Here is a 17234-nt window from a genome sequence, read left to right as displayed (position 1 = left end):
CTGTGTTCGCGGTCCCCGTACGGGTTTCAGTTGACGAGGATCTTGCTGACCTTGAGGGTTATGCCTTTCACGAGGGGCGTGGAGGTGCCGGTGGTGACGGTGCCGGTGCCCTTCTGGACGCCCTTGAGGTTCATCGAGTACGTCAGTGTGCCGCCGGGTGCGCCCGGGGTGGACCTGACGACCTGGTCCGCGGTGGGCGGGCCGGAGAGCTGGCTGCCCGCCGTACCGTCGAGGTTCTCGGCGCCGACCGTCAGGCCATAGCCCGCCGGTGGGGCGGCCGGGAGGTTGGCCGGGTCGTACGTGAAGCTGATGTCCTCGGCGCCGTTGACGCCGATCCACTGCTGGAACACCCGCCCACTGGTGGTGCCGAACACGTTCACCTTCCACTCGATGACGATCCACGAGCTCACGCCGTCGGTCAGCGTGGCGATCTGGATGCCCGGCGTCCCCGTGCCGTCGAGGTCGGTCCAGAACGGCGCGAGCACGTTGTTCGGCGCCGCCGGATCCGGCAGGTTCTGCGGCACCGGCTGGACGTCGGCCGAGGACGTCGTACCGCCCGCGACCGTGTACCCGTCGGAGACCACCCCGATCGACGTGTACGTCTGACCGGCGTAGACGTACGACGGGACCGTGAAGTTCAGCGCCTGCTCGTCGCCGATCGGGATCGGCGTGATCCCGAACACGTCCAGCGGGATGTACCCCGCGGGTGTCGTGCCGGGTCCGATGACCGGCTTGTCGGGCTGGCGACCGGCCAAGGTCGCCGTCTTGGTGGCGATCTGCGAACCGATCTTCGTCGCGCCGGTGACGCTGTTCAGCCGCAGTTGCGAGCTGAGGGTGCTGGCCGCCGTCACGCTCGTGGTCTGCAGGCTGTTGTTCTGCACGGTCACGGTGCACGTCGACTGGCCGGTGTTCCGCGCGATCGTGGACGGCGTACAGGCCTGGTCGACCGGTACGACGCCTTGCTTGCGGTAGAACGCGACCGGCAGGTGCAGGGCCCGGCTGCCGCCGACCTGCGTGAGGTTGACCTGGCCGAAGTACTGACCGTCGGGCAGGTCGGGTGCGGTGATCGCGATCGTCAGTTTCTGCGTCTTGCCGGGCTTCACCTGGAACGCCGGCGGCAGCACGGTGATGTTCGCGCCGTTCACCGTCGTACCGCTCGCCTTGAACGTCAGCGTCTGGTTGGTGACGTTCTTCACCGTCCGCTCGGCGGTGATCAGCCCCGGCATCGTCGGCGCGTTCACCGACGGCAGGTTGAGGTCGATCCGGTCGAGCGCGTCGGTCGCGGAGGCCGCGTAGTTCGCCGCGGTCTCGTCCATCGTCAGACCGGGATCGCCGGCCTTGGTGAGGTCGATCCGCCCGCCGCCGTCGTCGAACGGGTCGGCCGGGGTGACCCGGTCCGGCTTCACGACGGCCGTCCTCGCGGTCGTCTCGAGCGCGGACTTGACCTGTCCCGGCGTCCACGACGGGTGTAGCGCGAAGAGCAGCGCGGCCGATCCGGCGACGTGCGGCGACGACATCGACGTACCGGCGATCACCTGGTACAGGTTCCCGGGCGGGCCGGCGGCCGGGGAGTCGGGCGTCGGCGTCTCACCGGCCATGATCTGCAGGCCGGGCGCGGTGACGTCGGGCTTGAGGAAGTCGCCGCCGGGACCGCGCGACGAGAAGTACGTCATCACGTCGCCCTGCCAGGTGGTCTTCGCGCCCTGCGTGAACGACGCGGTCGCCCCCGGGTGCGCGGCGAGGAACGCCAGCAGCGTGTCGGAATCCGGCTTCTCCAGCTGTACGGCGGGCAGCCAGTGGTTGTCGGTGAACACGTCGAACGGCGCCGAGTTGTACATCAACATGCCGGCCGCGCCGCCCTGCCTGACGTTGAAGCCCTTCAGGATCCGGCCGGAGCTGAACTGGCAGAGCACGATCTTGCCCACGAAGATCCCGGGCGGTGCCGGGACCGTGCACCCGGCGTTGTTGTACGGCGGAGCCGACGCGAGCACCATCGGATGCGCGCCGGTGCCTTCGGTGATCGACGCGCCCGACACCGTCGCGGTCGCGCCGCCACCGGACAGGGTCACGGTCGAACGGAAGGTCCGGCTCTGCGTGGACGCGGCGACCGTGGTGACCCACGGGCTGCGGTGGTCCGTCGTCGCGGCGGTCGGACCGGAGTTGCCGGCCGAGGCGGCCACGAACACGCCGGCCGCGTACGCGTCCAGGAACGCGAGCTCGACCGGGTCGCTGTACGGGTCGCTGCCGCCGGAGATCGAGTAGTTGATCACCCGGACACCGTCGAGGATCGCCTGCGCGACGGCCTGCACGGAGTCGCTCTGGAAGCAGCCGGTGGCGCCGCAGACCTTGTACACCGAGACTTCCGCGGCGGGCGCGATCCCGAGGATCGGGCCGCGGTCGATGCCCAGCGGGTTCGCGTTCGCGACCGGGTCGCCTGCCGACGTCGACGCGGTGTGCGTCCCGTGGCCGTCGGAGTCGCGGGCCGAGTCGGGGTAGAGCTCGCCGCCGACCACCGCGTTGTACGTGGCCAGGAACGGCTGCCCGCCGATCAGCTTGTTGTTGCAGGCGAACACGTCCGTCGCGGGCGTCAACGGGTTGTCGCCGAAGTTGCAGGTCCGCGGCGTACCGTCGGCCTTCGCGGCCGGTGCCGGCAAGCTGCCCGGGTCCCGGAACGACGGATGCTCCGGCCAGACGCCGCTGTCCAGGACGCCGACGATCACGCCCTTGCCCGAACCGGCCGAGCCGCCGAGCTGGTTGTAGATCGTCGGCGCGCCGATGAACGTACCGCTGGAGTCGGTCAGCAACTGCTCCAGGCCGTCCTGCTGTACGGCGGCCACACCGGGCAGCTTCAGCAGGTCACGGGCCTTGTTCGCGGGCAGGCTGACCGCGATCCCGCCGTACACGGTCCGCAGCCGTTGGCCGGCCTTCGCGCTCGGCACCTTCGACTGCAGCGCCGACAGGAAGTCGTTCTCCAGCGAGCCGATGTGCTTCAGGTACTTCGTCGCGTTCGCGCTCTTCGGGTCGAGGTGTTTGCCCGTGACGGCCGGGCTGGTGCCGGGCAGGCCTTTGAGCCCACCGCGGTACGCCGCCAGCGAGTCGTAGTCGAGCTTGACGACCACCCGGACCTGCTTGCCGGACGTACTGTTCACGAGCGCCGGGTCGCTCTTCGCGAGCTGACCGCTCGGGGACTTGGCGCCGTTCACCGTGCTGGTGAGTGTCAACGGCTTCGCGGACCAGCCGCTCGGTGGGGTGCCGGCGGCCGCGGTTCCCGCGGGCAGCAAAGCGGCGACCAACAGACCGGCGGACACCCCGGCCATGGCGGTACGGCGAGAACTTCGTCGGTGGATCGGTGACCTCATGCAAGGGCCTCCCATGAGACGGAACGCCGTCACGGCAGGAGGCAGCACAGGACGTCAGGTGACCCCCAGGAACCCAAAGACCCTCAGTCCTTCTTGACCGAATCCCCCCGGACCGGCGTACGGCCGGCGCCCCCTCGGCACCCGCCTGAGCCGAGGCTATGCCCAGAATCCGGGCCCGGCCAGACCTCAGCCAATTATCAGTCGCTGTCTCAGTCGCTGTCTCAGTCGCGCCCGAGGATGCCCTGGTCGTAGCCCTTGGCAACCGCCGCGGCGCGGTCGGTGACGCCGAGCTTGGTGAAGACGTGGCTCAAGTGGGTCTTCACCGTGGCCTCGCTGATGAACAGTTCGCGGGCGATGTCGCGGTTCGACGTACCCTTCGCGACCAGTTCGAGGACCTGGCGTTCGCGGACGGCGAGTGGGGCCGGGGCGGGGGAGCGGACCGCGGAGACGAGCCGCGACGCGACCGCGGGGGAGAGGACGGTCCGGCCCGCGGCGGCCTGGCGGACCGCGTTGAACAGCTCGTCCTGCGGGGCGTCCTTCAGCAGGTACCCGGTCGCGCCGGCCTCGATCGCGGGCAGCGTGTCGGTGTCGGTGTCCCAGGTCGTCAGCACCAGCACCTTCGAGCGGATGCGGCGGCGGGTCAGCTCCGTGATCGCGTCCAGCCCGCCGCCGCCCGGCATCCGCAGGTCCATCAGGATCACGTCGGGCTCCAGCTCGGCGGCGAGTTCGACCGCTCGGACGCCGTCCGGCGCCTCGGCGAGCACGGTGAAGCCGTCGGCGGCCTCGAACATCCCGCGCAGGCCGTTCCGGACGACGGGGTGGTCGTCGACGAGAAGCAGCGTGATGTCAGGCATGGAGCACCAACGGTACGTGAGCGGAGATCGCCGTACCGAACCCTGGCTCGGCCTCGACGGTGAGCGAGCCGGCGATCCGTTCGGCGCGGGCGCGCATGCCGTCCAGCCCGAACCCGCCGGTGCCCGACCGGGCCGGCAGTGCCAGCGGGTCGAAGCCCTTGCCGTCGTCGCGGATGTCCACCGTCACCTCGTCGTCCATGAAGCTGAGCGTCACGCCGACGCGAGTTGCGGCGGCGTGTTTGGAGACGTTCGCGAGCGCCTCCTGCGTGATCCGCAGCAGCGTCGCGGAGAACTCGCCGTGCAGGTGCTGCGCCGTACCGGTCAGCGTGAACTCGGCCGGTACGCCGGTCCGCTCCGACCACTGGTCGACGGTCTTACGCATCGCCTCGGGCAGACCGTCGTACGACAGCCCGGCCGGTGCCAGGTTCTGCACCGAACGGCGGGCTTCGCCGAGGCTGTGCCGGGCCAGCTCGCTCGCCCGGCCGACGCGGTCCTGGACCACGTCCGGGTCGGAGGTGTTCGCGACCGCCTGGAGCTGGGCGATGATGCCGGTCAGGCCCTGCGCGATCGTGTCGTGGATCTCCGCGGCCAGCCGGCGGCGCTCGTCCGCGATCCCCGCTTCGCGTGCCTGGACGAGGAGCTGGGCCTGCAGGGCGGCGTTCTCCTCGTGGGCCTGTTCGAGCTCCGCGATCGTGTCCGCGCGCGCCTGGGACCGGGCCTCCTGCTGTTCGGCGAAGTGCTTCACGACGGTCAGCAGCACGTTGTTCGCGATCACGAGCCCGGCGAACGCCAGCCACATCGGGCCGTGCGGCGGCCAGTGGCCGGTCTGCGCGCCGGCGATCGGGATCGTGCAGGCGAACAGCGCGAGCCGCTGCCGCTTCCGCCCGGGAATCATCTCGTCGGCGTCGTAGTAGCCCGCGACGACGTAGAACGCGAAGAAGCCGTTCAGCGACGTCAGCACGCAGGCGAGCACCCAGCGGATCACGTAGAACGTCACCGAGATCGCGTTCGGCCCGCGGTGCATGCGGCCGCTCCACGTCCACCACACCTGCATGACCAGCGCGACCCCGACCAGCGCGAACCCGAGCTGCCGCTCGCGGGTGACCGGGGTCAGTTCGCCCGAGGTCGCGAGCGCCAGCAGGGTGCCGAGGCCGAGCAGGAAGTACGGCGCCCAGCGCTGGAATGCCGCCTGGCGCCGCTCGAGTTCGCTGTCGGCCGTCGTCACCTGCCCAGTTTGCACGAACCTACTCCCAGCGGAACCAGCGCGCCGCCGCCACCGACACGACGACCGTCCAACCGGCCAGCACCCCGAGGTGCGACCACGCCGGCCACTGCCCGGCGGCCGCCTGGTCGAGCGCCCGCGACGCGGCACCGAACGGCAGCAGTACGACGATCTGCCGCAGCGCGTGCGGCATCGACTGGACCGGGAGCCACAGGCCCGCGGAGAACAGGCTCGGGAAGAACACCGCCATACCGAAGGCCTGCGCGAGGCGTGCGGTCTTGGCCCGCGCCGACACGAGGGCGCCGAGCGCCAGCGCGGCGGCGGCCGTGAGCAGCAGGGCGATCAGGTAGCCCGCGAGCTGACGCGGGAGCTGGACGTGGAACGCGAGCCGCCCGATCGTCAGGCAGATCAGCGCCGACGCCAGCCCGGTCGCACCGTGCAGGCCCATCTGCGCGGACAGCAGCGCGGACGGCCGGACGGGGGTCGTGGACATCCGGCGCAGGATGCCGCGCTCGCGGTAGCCGGTGATGATCGGCGGCATCGCCTGCAGCCCGACGACGATCTGCCCGACCATCACCAGCACCGGGACGTAGAGGTCGATCAGGCGAACGCCGAGCCCGTGGTCGACCCGCCGGAAGCTCGGGATCGACCCGAGGATCACCAGCAGCAACGGCGGGAACCCGAGCACCCAGAACAAGGTGCCGTACTCGCGGAGGTACAGCCTCGCTTCGGCCCGCAGTACGGCGATCCGCGGCGAGGGACGCCGTACGGCGGCGGTGGTCGCGACGGTGGTCATCGGGTGGCTCCTGTCAGGTCGAGGAAGGCGTCGTCGAGGGTGGCGTCGGTGACGCGCAACTGGTGGGCGGTGATCCGCTTGCGGGCGAGCACGGACAGCAGCGCGTTCACGGTTTCGTCGGAGCCGGTGAGGGTGAGCCGGCCGTCGTTCTGCTCGACGGACGCGAGCGCCGGCAGCGCGGCGAGATCCTCGTCGCTGAGCTCCTCCGACGGGGTGAACGAGATGATCGTGGATCCCGCCGTACTGCTGATCAGGCCCTGTGGGGTGTCGAGCGCGGTGATCCGGCCCTTGTCGATCAAGGCGATCCGGTCGCAGAGCCGCTGCGCCTCCTCCATGAAGTGCGTGACCAGGAGGACGGTGACCCCGCGGGCGCGGATGTCCTCGACGACCTCCCAGGTGTCGCGCCGGGCACGCGGGTCCAGGCCGGTCGTCAGCTCGTCGAGTACGACGACCCGCGGGTTGCCGATCAACGCGAGCGCGATGAACAGGCGCTGCTTCTGACCGCCGCTGAGCACCCCGAACCGCGTGTCCACCTGCCCGCCCAACCCGAGCCGCTCCACCAACGCCCGCCAGTCGGCCGGCTCCGGATACAGAGCGGCGTACAACTCCAGCGCCTCCCGGACCGTGAGCTTCGCCTGCAACTCACTCTCCTGCAGCTGCGCCCCCAGCACCTGCGTCACCGCCGCGTGATCCGCCACCGGATCCAGCCCCGCGATCCGAACCGTCCCCGCATCCGGGATCCGCAGCCCCTCGACACACTCGACGGTGGTCGTCTTCCCGGCCCCGTTCGGCCCGAGAATCCCGAAGATCTCACCCTCGTCGACGGTGAACGAAACGTCGTCCACCACCACCCGCCCGCCATACGCCTTCCGCAGGCCGGCCACCTCAACAATCGTCATACCCAGAGCTTCGCGGAGCAGCCCCCACCCCCACATCGCCCGACAAGCTCGACCCAGGATCAACCGATCGGCTGATCCCAGGAGTACTACTGGCGGCGTCCATCGAGTGGATGTCCTGCCTGCGCCGTTACAGATTTTCGGGATTTTGCAGGAAGTTGCAGTTTGCTGGCTGTGATGGATTGGTGGCTGATACATTCCGGTCGGCGCTGGTGGGGTCGGGGGACCCCAGGCTTCAGGTGCAGGTCGTCCACGCCCAGGGGGATCTTTCATGGCCATGTCCCGGCTGTCTTCTCGTGCCCGCCGTCGTCGGATTCGCGTTGCGCGGTTCGTTGCGGTGGTTGTTGCTCTGGCGGTTCCGTTGGCTGGTGTCGGGCCTGCGTTGCCGGTTGCACCGGCGGTTGCTGCGGGTTTGCCGCCGCCGATACCGCAGGCGGCGATGTCGGGGAAGGGCGAGGCGAAGGCTCCGGCGCAGCGGCTCGGTACTGGGAAGCTGCCGGCGCCGGCTGTGGGGCGGAACAAGGTGAAGCCGCCGACGTTGCGGGAGATGTTCCCGGTGACGCCGGCGAAGCCGGTGGATGCGGCGGCGGAGCAGCCGGCGCCGAAGGCGGTGGAGCCGGTGCCGTCGAAGCATGCGCCAGTGAAGGGGTTCGACAAGCAGACGAGCCGTGAGTTGCCGCAGATGCGGGATCAGTTCTCGCAGACGTTCGCGAACACGGATGGCACGGAGACGAGTGTGTTGTCGCCGGCGCCGTTGAACTTCCAGAAGCCGGATGGTTCGTGGGCGGAGATCGACGCGAATCTGCAGCCGCGTGATGGTGGTGGCTGGGAGACGATCTCGACGGAGATCCGTTCGTGGATCGCGGGGCAGGCGGATGCGGATCCGGTGGCGGGTGTCGAGTTGGGTGATGGGCACAACGTTGGTTGGGGTGTGTCCGGGGCGGCGCCGGTGGCTGGGCAGATGTCGGGGAGCACGGTGGTGTTCCCCGAGGTCATGGCCGGGATGGATCTGCAGTTGGATTCGCAGCCGCGCGGTCTGAAGGAGACGATCGTTGTGAAGGCGGCGACGGCGCCGCGGTCGTTCGTGTTTCCGTTGAACTTGAGCGACAACTTGTCGGCGTCGCTGGTCGGTCGCGAGGTTGTGCTGACTGATGAGCACGGGACGGAGCGTGCGCGGATTCCGGCGGCGTCGATGGAGGACTCGAACACGGTCGAGGTTCGGGCGACGTCGAGCGCGGTGTCGTACGAGCTGGTGACGGTTGACGGCCGGCAGGCGTTGAAGGTCACGGCGGACAGTGCGTGGTTGGACGATCCGGCGCGGGTGTTCCCGGTGCGGATCGATCCGACGGTGATTCCGACGGATCGGGTGACGCCGAACTACGCGGTCAGTGCCGGGTTGAATGGCTCGGTCGGTGGCGGCAGCGAGTTGCAGGTCGGGTGCCGTCCGGCGGCGGGTGCGACGAACTGTTCGTCGACGTCGGGGTGGAATGCGTACACGTCGTTGTTGTCGTTCCCGAGTCTGGTGGATGCGTTCCGGTACGACACGATCGTGGCGGCGCAGTTGGAGGTGTACAACTACCAGGCGGATACGTGTTCGTCGCGTGAGCTGGATGTGTACGGCGCGATGACGGGGTGGCAGTCGACGCCGTTGGCGGATCTGAAGTATCCGGGTCCGCAGGTGACGCCGTCGGTGATCGCGTCGAAGAGTTTCTCGCGTGGTTATGTGTCGAACACGACGGGTACGACGGCGTGTCAGCCGATGTACGACGCGCTGCCGTTCAACTCGGCCGGTGTGTCGTGGCTGCAGAGCCTGGTCGACGGGCAGCGGTCGAACTTCGGGTTCGCGTTGTTCGCGAACCAGCGGTCGGACCGGTACTCGTGGAAGAAGCTCGCGGGTATCACGACTGCGAACCCGCCGAAGCTTGCGGTGACGCACTCGCCGTACCACGCGTCGTACGCGTTCCGGCAGCAGTTGCCGGCGGACTATGTCACGCAGGACAAGGCCGGCAAGTTCCCGATGACGATCACGAACCTCGGTGACTTCACGTGGCAGCCGGGCGACGACTTCATGAGCTACCGGATCTACAAGGACGGGGTGCTGCAGAACTGGGCGGTGCTGTCCACGCCGGTGACGGCCTCGGTGCCGCATGGCGGCAAGATCAATCTGGACGTTGCGGTCAATCCGCTACCGGGCAGTGCTGCGGGGGTCGATTATCAGCTTGAGTTCTCGATGGTGCATCGAGATACGACGGTGTATCGCTGGTACACCGATTGGGGTGTGATACCGGCGGCGCGGTTGGTCTCGATCGTGAACGTTCCGCCCGTGGTCGATCTGTCGAAGGTGTGGCCGCTGAACGGCGCGCAGGCGTACACGTTGACTCCGCAGGTGTGGGCGGCCGGGATCGATCCGGACCAGCCGGACAGCACGCTGAAGTACAGCTTCCGGGTCTGCGAGGTCGTAGATGGCAACCCGGAGGTGGGGTGCTTCTTCAGCGGCGACTACACGTCGTCGAAGACCTGGGTGGTGCCTGCGGGGAAGCTGGCCTGGAACCGTGAGTACCAGTGGCAGATCTACGTTCAGGACAACGACGGGCAGCACACGATCGGTGCTCCTATCACGATGTTCACCGATGTTCCGCAGCCGGCGATCACCGGGCATATCGCGAACAATGACGGCAAGTCGCAGGACAAGCCGTACGACCCGGCGGTCGGCAACTACACTGCGTCGGCGCTGGATGTCGTCGTACCGGTGGCTGGTCCGGAGCTGAATGTCGCACGGACCTACAACAGTCTGGACCCGCGGCGCACGGGCTTGTTCGGGGCGGGCTGGTCGAGCCGGTACGACATGCAGTTGGTGCTCGAGAACGACGGCAACGCGTTGGTCACGTACCCAGATGGCCGGCAGGTTCGGTTCGGCGCGAACGCCGACGGCACCTTCGCGGCACCGCGGGACTCCAAGACGAGCCTGACCGCTGCGTCGGCGAACGGTCCGTGGACGCTGCAGATCGTGCCCGGGACGAAGTACGAGTTCGCGGCCGGGACCGGGAAGCTCAGCAAGATCTACAGCACCCAAGGCCAGCCGGTCACGCTGACGTACCGGGCTGACGGGACGCTGCAGTCGGCCGCGAGTCTCGCCGGGGCCGGCCGGAAGCTGACGTTCACCTGGACGGCGGACAACAAGCACGTCGCGTCGGTCAGCACCGACCCGGTCGGCGGCGCATCGCTGACCTGGACCTATGAGTACTCCGGCGACGTCTTGACCAAGTCGTGTGACGCGGAGCAGAAGTGCACCTCGTACGGGTCGGCGCAGGGCTCGCATTACCGCAGCGCGGTGCTCGACAGCCGGCCGGACGGATACTTCCGGCTGTCCGACGACGGCACCGACGCCAACGCGACCAACGAGATCGACATCGCGCTGAACGACGGCTTCGGCACCTACTCGGGTGTGCAATACGGCCAGGCCAGCCCGCTGGCCGCGGTCGGCGACGCGGACAAGTCGGTCTCGTTCGCCGGAGCCGGCCGGGTCCAGTTGCCGAACGGTTTGGCGACACGCAGTCGTGACGAGGCTGTCGAGTTGTGGTTCAAGACGAGCGGGTCGACGAGTCAGCCGCTGCTCGGATATCAGAAGGAGAGCTGGGGCAAGCCGACGACCGGTGGAATGCCGGTGCTGTATGTCGGTGCCGACGGCAAGCTTCGTGGTCAGTTCTGGCACGGCTCGGCCGCGCCGATGACCTCAACTGGGCTGGTGAACGACAACCAGTGGCATCACGTCGTGCTGAGCTCGATGGGGACTCGTCAGTCGCTGTACCTGGACGGTGTCGCGATCGGGACGATCACCCAGAGCGTCGTGAACCATGAGCAGTTCGCGGTGAACCAGATCGGTGCGGCGGTCGCGGCGGCGCCGGGCGCGTGGCCGTCGTACGGGACCGACGCGGTGAAGTACTTCACCGGGCAGATCGACGAGGTCGCGATGTACTCGCACCCGTTGACGACCAAGGACGTGGTCGCGCACTGGCAGCAGGGCCGCAACGCAGCAGACCAGCTCTCCTCGATCACCTCGGCAGGCGGTCGGACGACGGCGCAGATCGAGTACAACCCGGCCAGTGACCGGGTCCAGAAGTATGTCGACGAGAACGGCGGCGGCTGGACGATCGGCACCCCACAGATCACTGGCGCGGACCTGCGCCGGGACGTCCAGGTGACCGGCCCGAACCAGACGTCGTACATGTACGAGTACGACGCTCTCGGGGGCTGGCTGCTGGCAACCGGCAGACCACTGGGCGAGGACACGCACCAGCCGTGGACCCCGGACACCACACCCGACTGGACAAGTCACCGGGGGTACGGGGTCCGCAGCTACACCCACGACGAGACCGGCCGGTTGACCTCGGTGACGAGTGAGATGGGCGACGTGGTCTCGATGGCGTACGACGCCCGCGGGAACGTGACGTCGACCAAGACCTGCCGTACCTCGGCTGAGGTGGACTGTCATACGTCGTATACGACGTATCACGCGAATGATGCGTGGCCGGCGTTGGATCCGCGGTGGGACAAGATGGCGACGCAGCGGGACGGCCGGTCGTCGGGACCGACCGACGACACCTACAAGCGGTACTCGAACCTCACCGTCAACGGTGACGTGGCGTCGGATGTGAGTCCGGACGGTGGTGTGAAGCTTTACACCTATACCGATGGTGTGGAGACGGGTCCGGACGGGAAGCCGATGCCGCCGGGGTTGCTGAAGACCGAGTCGGTGAAGGTGAACGCGTCGGCGACGGCGGTGACGCAGTATCTGTATGACCAGTATGGGGATCTGGTGCAGGTGACGGCTCCGTCGGGGCTGGTGACGAAGTACACCTATGACGAGGTGGGGCGGAAGAAGACCGAGACGCAGATCTCGGATGCCTACCCGGGTGGTGTGACGACGTCGTACGACTACGACAAGATGTCGCGGGTCACGGGCGTGACGGGGCCGGTGACGACGGACGCGGTCACGGGGGAGCAACACCAGCAGAAGGCGGAGCTGGAGTACGACCCGGACGGCAACGTGGTGAAGACGACCGCGCGGGACCTGAAGACGCCGGACGAGCCGCGGGTCACGACGATGACCTACGACGACCGGAACCGGCTGGCGTCGACGGTCGATGCCGACGGCAAGCAGTCGCAGCAGGGGTACGACGATGCGGGGAACCGGACGTGGTCGGAGGACGCGAACGGGAACCGGTTCGAGTACAACTACTCCGACCTGAACATGCTGACCGAGGTCTGGGACATGAACCTCCCGGCCGACCCGAACAACCCGCCGACCGACGGGCCGCGGGAGGGGATCGATTACGCGGTCCGATCGAAGACGCAGTACGACAAGGCCGGCCGCAAGCAGGCCGAGGTCGATGCGATGGGCCGGGTCGTCACCTACGCATACAACGGTGACGACACGCTCAAGACCAAGACGCTGGATCCTTTCCACAACCCGGACGGTTCCACGCGTCCGTACGTGCTGGAGGCCGACACCTACGACGGTGCCGGGAACCGGACCCAGGCGGTCACCGACAACGGCAAGACCACGACCAACTACACGATCGACCCGGCCGGCAGGGTCTCGTCGCAGACCGTCGACCCGGCCGGGTTGAAGCGGACCACAACCTACGAGCACGACCTGGCCGGCAACGTCACCCGTCAAACGGACACCGGTGGCTGGTCGAACGCCACCCTCGCGAGCCCAGCGACTGTGACGGACGCGACGAGTTACGTGTTCGACGTGGCCGGGCGGCGGGTGTCGCAAACGGTGGAGAACACGACCGGCGGTGCGGCGTCGAACATGTCGACGTCGTGGACCTACGACCAGCGGGGGCTGGCGACGTCGATGACGACGCCGCGAGGTAACGCGAGCGGCGCCACGAAGGCCGACTTCACCACGAGCTATGTGAACGACGAGCTCGGCCGGCTGGTCAAGACAGTCGCGCCGACGGTGAAGGCCGAACAGGATGGCGGCATAGCGACCGATGTGCAGCCGGCCGCCGCGGTCGGGTACGGCGCGTTCGGGCAGGCGACCTCGTCGAAGGACGCACTCGGCAACGTCACGAAGTCGACGTTCGACAAGCTCGGCCGCACGTCTGAGGTGAGCGGGGCGTCCTACACGCCGCCGGGCGGCACCGCGGTGACGCCGAAGACGAGCTTCAGCTACGACGCGGTCGGGAACCTGTTGCAGCAGGTCGACGAGCGCGGCAACACGACCAAGTTCAGCTATGACCACCTGAACCAGCGCGTTCAGGTCGACGCCCCCGGCACGACGAACGACGAGCGGGCGGTCACGAAGATCGCCTACACGCCGAACGGGGACGTCGAATCGACCACGGACCCGCTGGGTGCGGTGAAGAAGTACACCTACGACGACCTCGACCGCGTCGTCACCTCGACCGATGTCGAACGCAAACCGACCGCTGGGAACTTCGTGACCCGGCTGACCTATGACGACATGGACAACGTCGTGTCCGCGCAGTCGCCGTCGGGCGCGGTCGCGCAGAGCAGCTACGACTCGCTCGGGCAACTCACCACGGCCACGGACCCGAACAACGTGGTCACCCAGCTGGGCTACGACTACGCGGGCCGTCAGGTGGTCTCGACGGATGCGATGAAGCGCAGCAGTGTCGCGATGTACGACCGGGCCGGGCAACTGGTCGCCTCGAAGACCCTCAACGCATCCGACGTTTCCCTGGGCACCACTGGCCTCGGGTACGACCTGGACGGCAACCTGGTCTCGTCGACACCTGCGTCAGGGAACCGGGCGACGATCTACACCTACGACGCGCTCGGTCGGCTGGTGACGCAGACCGATCCGGTGTCGGCGACCGATCAGGTCAACATCTCCTACGGGTACGACGCGGCCGGTAACCGGACCCGCTACACCGACGGGCGCGGGAACTCGACCACCTACACGCTCAACACGCTCGGCCTGCCCGAGAAGGTCATCGAACCCTCCACCACGGCCCATCCCGCGGCTGCGGACCGGACCTGGACCGCGTCCTACGACGCCGCCGGGAACGCGGTGTCGCTGCTGTCGCCGGGCGGTGTCACCCGGACCCGGGTCTTCGATGCGGCGGGGCGGCTGCAGAGCGAGACCGGCGCGAACGCGGAAGCGCCGACCGCGGCCCGGAACCTGACCTACGACCTGGACGGACGGCTGGCGACCTCGAGCACGATCGACAGCACCAGCACTTCTGGCAGCTCCACCGGGGTCAATAGCTACACCTACAACGACCGCGGCATGCTGCTGCGCGCCGACGGCCAATCCGGCACCTCCACCCAGGGCTACGACCCCGACGGTCAACTCACTCAGCGCATCGACGCGGCCGGTACCGCCGACTTCACCTATGTGAATGGCCGCCCGGCAACAGCCACTGACCCGGTCACGCGGGTCCTGCAGACCCTCGGCTACAACGCGGCGGGCCAGTTGGCCTCGATCGACTACGGCTCAGGCCGGGTCCGCACGATCGGGTACGACGGCTACGGCCGGATGAACTCCGACGTACTAAAGGCCGGTCAGACGTCTGTGTCGTCGATTGCCTACGGGTATGACGCCGACAACAACGTGACCTCGAAGAACACCACCGGCGTCGCCGGCGCCGGCAACAACATCTACGCCTACGACCAGCTCGGACGGCTCACGTCCTGGACGAAGGGAACCAACACCACCACCTACGGGTGGGACGCCGACTCCAACCGCACCAAGGTCACCACCACCGCCGGCACCAAGCTCGCCACGTACGACGAACGCAACCGGCTCCTGGACGACGGCACCTCCACCTACACCTACTCACCCCGCGGCGCCCTGCTCACCCAGACCACCGGAACAACAACTGAAGCGTTCAGCTTCGACGCATTCGACCGCATGATCACCCGGTCGGCCCGTGACTTCACCTACGACGCCCTCGACCGCCCAGTCCAAGCCGGCACCGCACGCATGCGCTACGACGGCTTCAGCAGCGAGGTCGTCTCCGACGGCACCCAGTTCTTCGGCCGCTCCGCCTCCGACGGACTCCTCGCGGTCGGGTACGACACCACCAAGCGTCTCGTCCTGGCCGACCGCCACGGCGACGTCTTCGCCGGCTTCGACCCCGCCGACACGACCCTCGCTGCCGGCTTGCCCGACTCGCGCACCTACGACCCCTTCGGCAACTCCACCAGCGCCACCGGCCTCAAATACCGCGTCGGCTACCAAGGCGACTGGACCGACCCCCGCTCCGGCGACACCAACCAAGGCGCCCGCTGGTACAACCCAGGAACCGCCACCTTCAACAGCCAAGACACCGTCAACGCCGCCGCAGGCGCCAACAGCGCGCTTCTGAACCTGTACTCGTATGCTGCAGGCAACCCCATCACACTCAGCGACCCAACCGGCAACTACCCCATCGACGAGCCTGGTGATCCGCACACAAAGTGTGAGAAGAAGCAGAAGGGCGACGGCCACGAGTGGATTTGCCCACCGGACAAGCCCACCCCGCCAGTTAAGCCACCGGTCAAACCGCCGGTCAAACCCACCGACGACGGCGGGCGTGGTCGTGGCGGTGGTGGAGGCGGTGGAGGTGGTGGTGGTGGCGGCGGCGGTGGTGGCGGTGGAGGCACTGGTGGCTCCTGTGGGACCCATCGATGCCCGCCGAAACCCCCGCCCCCGCCGGTCTGCGACGCCCAGTGCCAGCTCAAGAAGAAGATCGACAAAGAACGCGAACAGATAGACAACGACGCCCAGAACACGACCCACACACCACCGGGCGACCCAGTCTGCGCCAGCGGCAACCCACTCTGCCCAACCAACCCGGCACAACCCGCCACCGTCGTCACCTCCGGCAACGACCTAACCGGTGAAACCGCGGCATGGTCCGACCAGCAATACAAGAACGCCCTCAACGCCGCCGGCTCCGTCATCAACGCCAGCTCCACCGGCACCTACAACTGGTTCAACACCGACTTCAAAGAGCCGCAAGGAGGCGGAGGAAACGGCGGCGGCGTGGGCGGCGGTGTCGGCTATGCAGCGGGCGCTGGAGGATTCGCCGTCGGCGAGGCACTAGCAGACCTCCTCAAGGGCACATCGCTAGTCGGACTGCTGTGGGCTGTGGCGCATAACAGCGGAAGCGGGGAGTCCTCATCTGCCAGCAGTGATAAGTCTGGTGTTGCCGCACAACCTCCCGACCCGAACGATGACGGCGGTGGTGGGGGCGGTCACGAGCCCGAAGACACGGCTTCGGACAAGTGGTCAGTCGACAATCTCTCCTCATCCGGGACACGCTCCGTAGGTAAGGACTTGACTCGGGCAGGGCATGAGTTGTCGAAGCATGCGGGCCAGGGCGCCTTCCCTATACCAAAAGGTTCGCCAAGTATGATCAGCAAAGCAGGTCAGGAACAGCTGGACGATATTCTTACCTCTCCGGGCACCCGAATCGTTGACATCACGAAGGGCAACTTCTCTGGCGGCAAGTACTACATCGCCCCGGACGGCAGAGGGGCAGCTTTTGATTCATCGGGCACGTTTCAGTACTTTGGGGTGTACAGATGATGGTCGTAGTTGCCGAGGACCAGTTCGTGGGAAGACGACTCTGCGGTGTGAAATATGACCTTCTGGAGTGGGAAAACCGGCCCGAGGCCACGTCGGTCGTTGACACGATCCCTAAGGCTGTGATTCTAGAGTTCGACGGAATCAGCCTGCTGCTGAGATGGGATCTGAATCCGCCGACCGAGCAGTTGGTGATGGATCTGGACGATGGCTCACCGCCCGGGCCCCTCGTTCGGCGGACCGATGTCTCCGTGCGGTGGAACGGTTTCCTTGGCGCTGAGTTGGTCGCCGCGTCCTGGGCTCAACACGAGACCGGCGATGGCCTGCAGCCATGGGCGGTAACGCTCACGTTCGCAGATGTGGGCGAGTTGGTGGTGGCGCTCGGAGAAGTGGTTGATGGGGCGCTCGCGTATATTCCGGACTCGCTCATCGTGACGGCCTCACGAGATGCTGCGCGTTCGTACCGACCCCCGGCGGCACTGACATCAGCCTGGACGGCAGGCGTTTGACTTCGTATGCCGCATTCGCCTCCGGCTCGATGCCGGAAAACGTTCGCAGGC

At 67.6% G+C, this 17234-nt stretch carries 7 protein-coding genes; 2 read left to right on the top strand and 5 right to left on the bottom strand.

The features are described 5' to 3' along the window. Positions 1 to 26: 26 nt before the first annotated feature. From ACFV9C_RS28170 to ACFV9C_RS28150, 5 genes are all read right to left on the bottom strand, one after another. Complete coding sequence (locus tag ACFV9C_RS28170; protein WP_380198309.1) at positions 27 to 3359, bottom strand: S8 family serine peptidase; 3333 nt, start codon at positions 3357 to 3359, stop codon at positions 27 to 29. 221 nt (positions 3360 to 3580) lie between these two features. Beyond that, positions 3581 to 4213, bottom strand: coding sequence for a response regulator (locus ACFV9C_RS28165; protein WP_380198308.1), 633 nt, complete (start codon positions 4211 to 4213; stop codon positions 3581 to 3583). Beyond that, positions 4206 to 5438, bottom strand: a complete 1233-nt coding sequence (locus ACFV9C_RS28160; protein ID WP_380198307.1) for a sensor histidine kinase — start codon at positions 5436 to 5438, stop codon at positions 4206 to 4208. The genes ACFV9C_RS28165 and ACFV9C_RS28160 overlap by 8 nt, the downstream gene beginning before the upstream one ends. Positions 5439 to 5457: 19 nt before the next feature. Further along, the gene (locus ACFV9C_RS28155) at positions 5458 to 6231 is read right to left on the bottom strand and encodes an ABC transporter permease (protein ID WP_380198305.1); all 774 of its coding nucleotides are present in this window, start codon (positions 6229 to 6231) and stop codon (positions 5458 to 5460) included. Beyond that, entirely contained in the window at positions 6228 to 7130 is a 903-nt protein-coding gene (locus tag ACFV9C_RS28150) for an ABC transporter ATP-binding protein (RefSeq protein WP_380198303.1), read from the bottom strand. Before ACFV9C_RS28150 ends, ACFV9C_RS28155 begins: the two co-directional genes overlap by 4 nt. A 436-nt stretch (positions 7131 to 7566) precedes the next feature. On the opposite strand from ACFV9C_RS28150, the gene ACFV9C_RS28145 reads away from it, so the two are divergent. Beyond that, positions 7567 to 16677, top strand: coding sequence for a LamG-like jellyroll fold domain-containing protein (locus ACFV9C_RS28145; protein ID WP_380198302.1), 9111 nt, complete (start codon positions 7567 to 7569; stop codon positions 16675 to 16677). Continuing rightward, complete coding sequence (locus ACFV9C_RS28140; RefSeq protein WP_380198301.1) at positions 16674 to 17183, top strand: hypothetical protein; 510 nt, start codon at positions 16674 to 16676, stop codon at positions 17181 to 17183. The genes ACFV9C_RS28145 and ACFV9C_RS28140 overlap by 4 nt, the downstream gene beginning before the upstream one ends. Positions 17184 to 17234: the final 51 nt, after the last annotated feature.

This window comes from Kribbella sp. NPDC059898 (assembly GCF_042730855.1).
GTDB lineage: Bacteria > Actinomycetota > Actinomycetes > Propionibacteriales > Kribbellaceae > Kribbella.
Note: the sequence above shows the minus strand (reverse complement) of the source record. Positions and strands in the feature narration are given on the sequence as shown.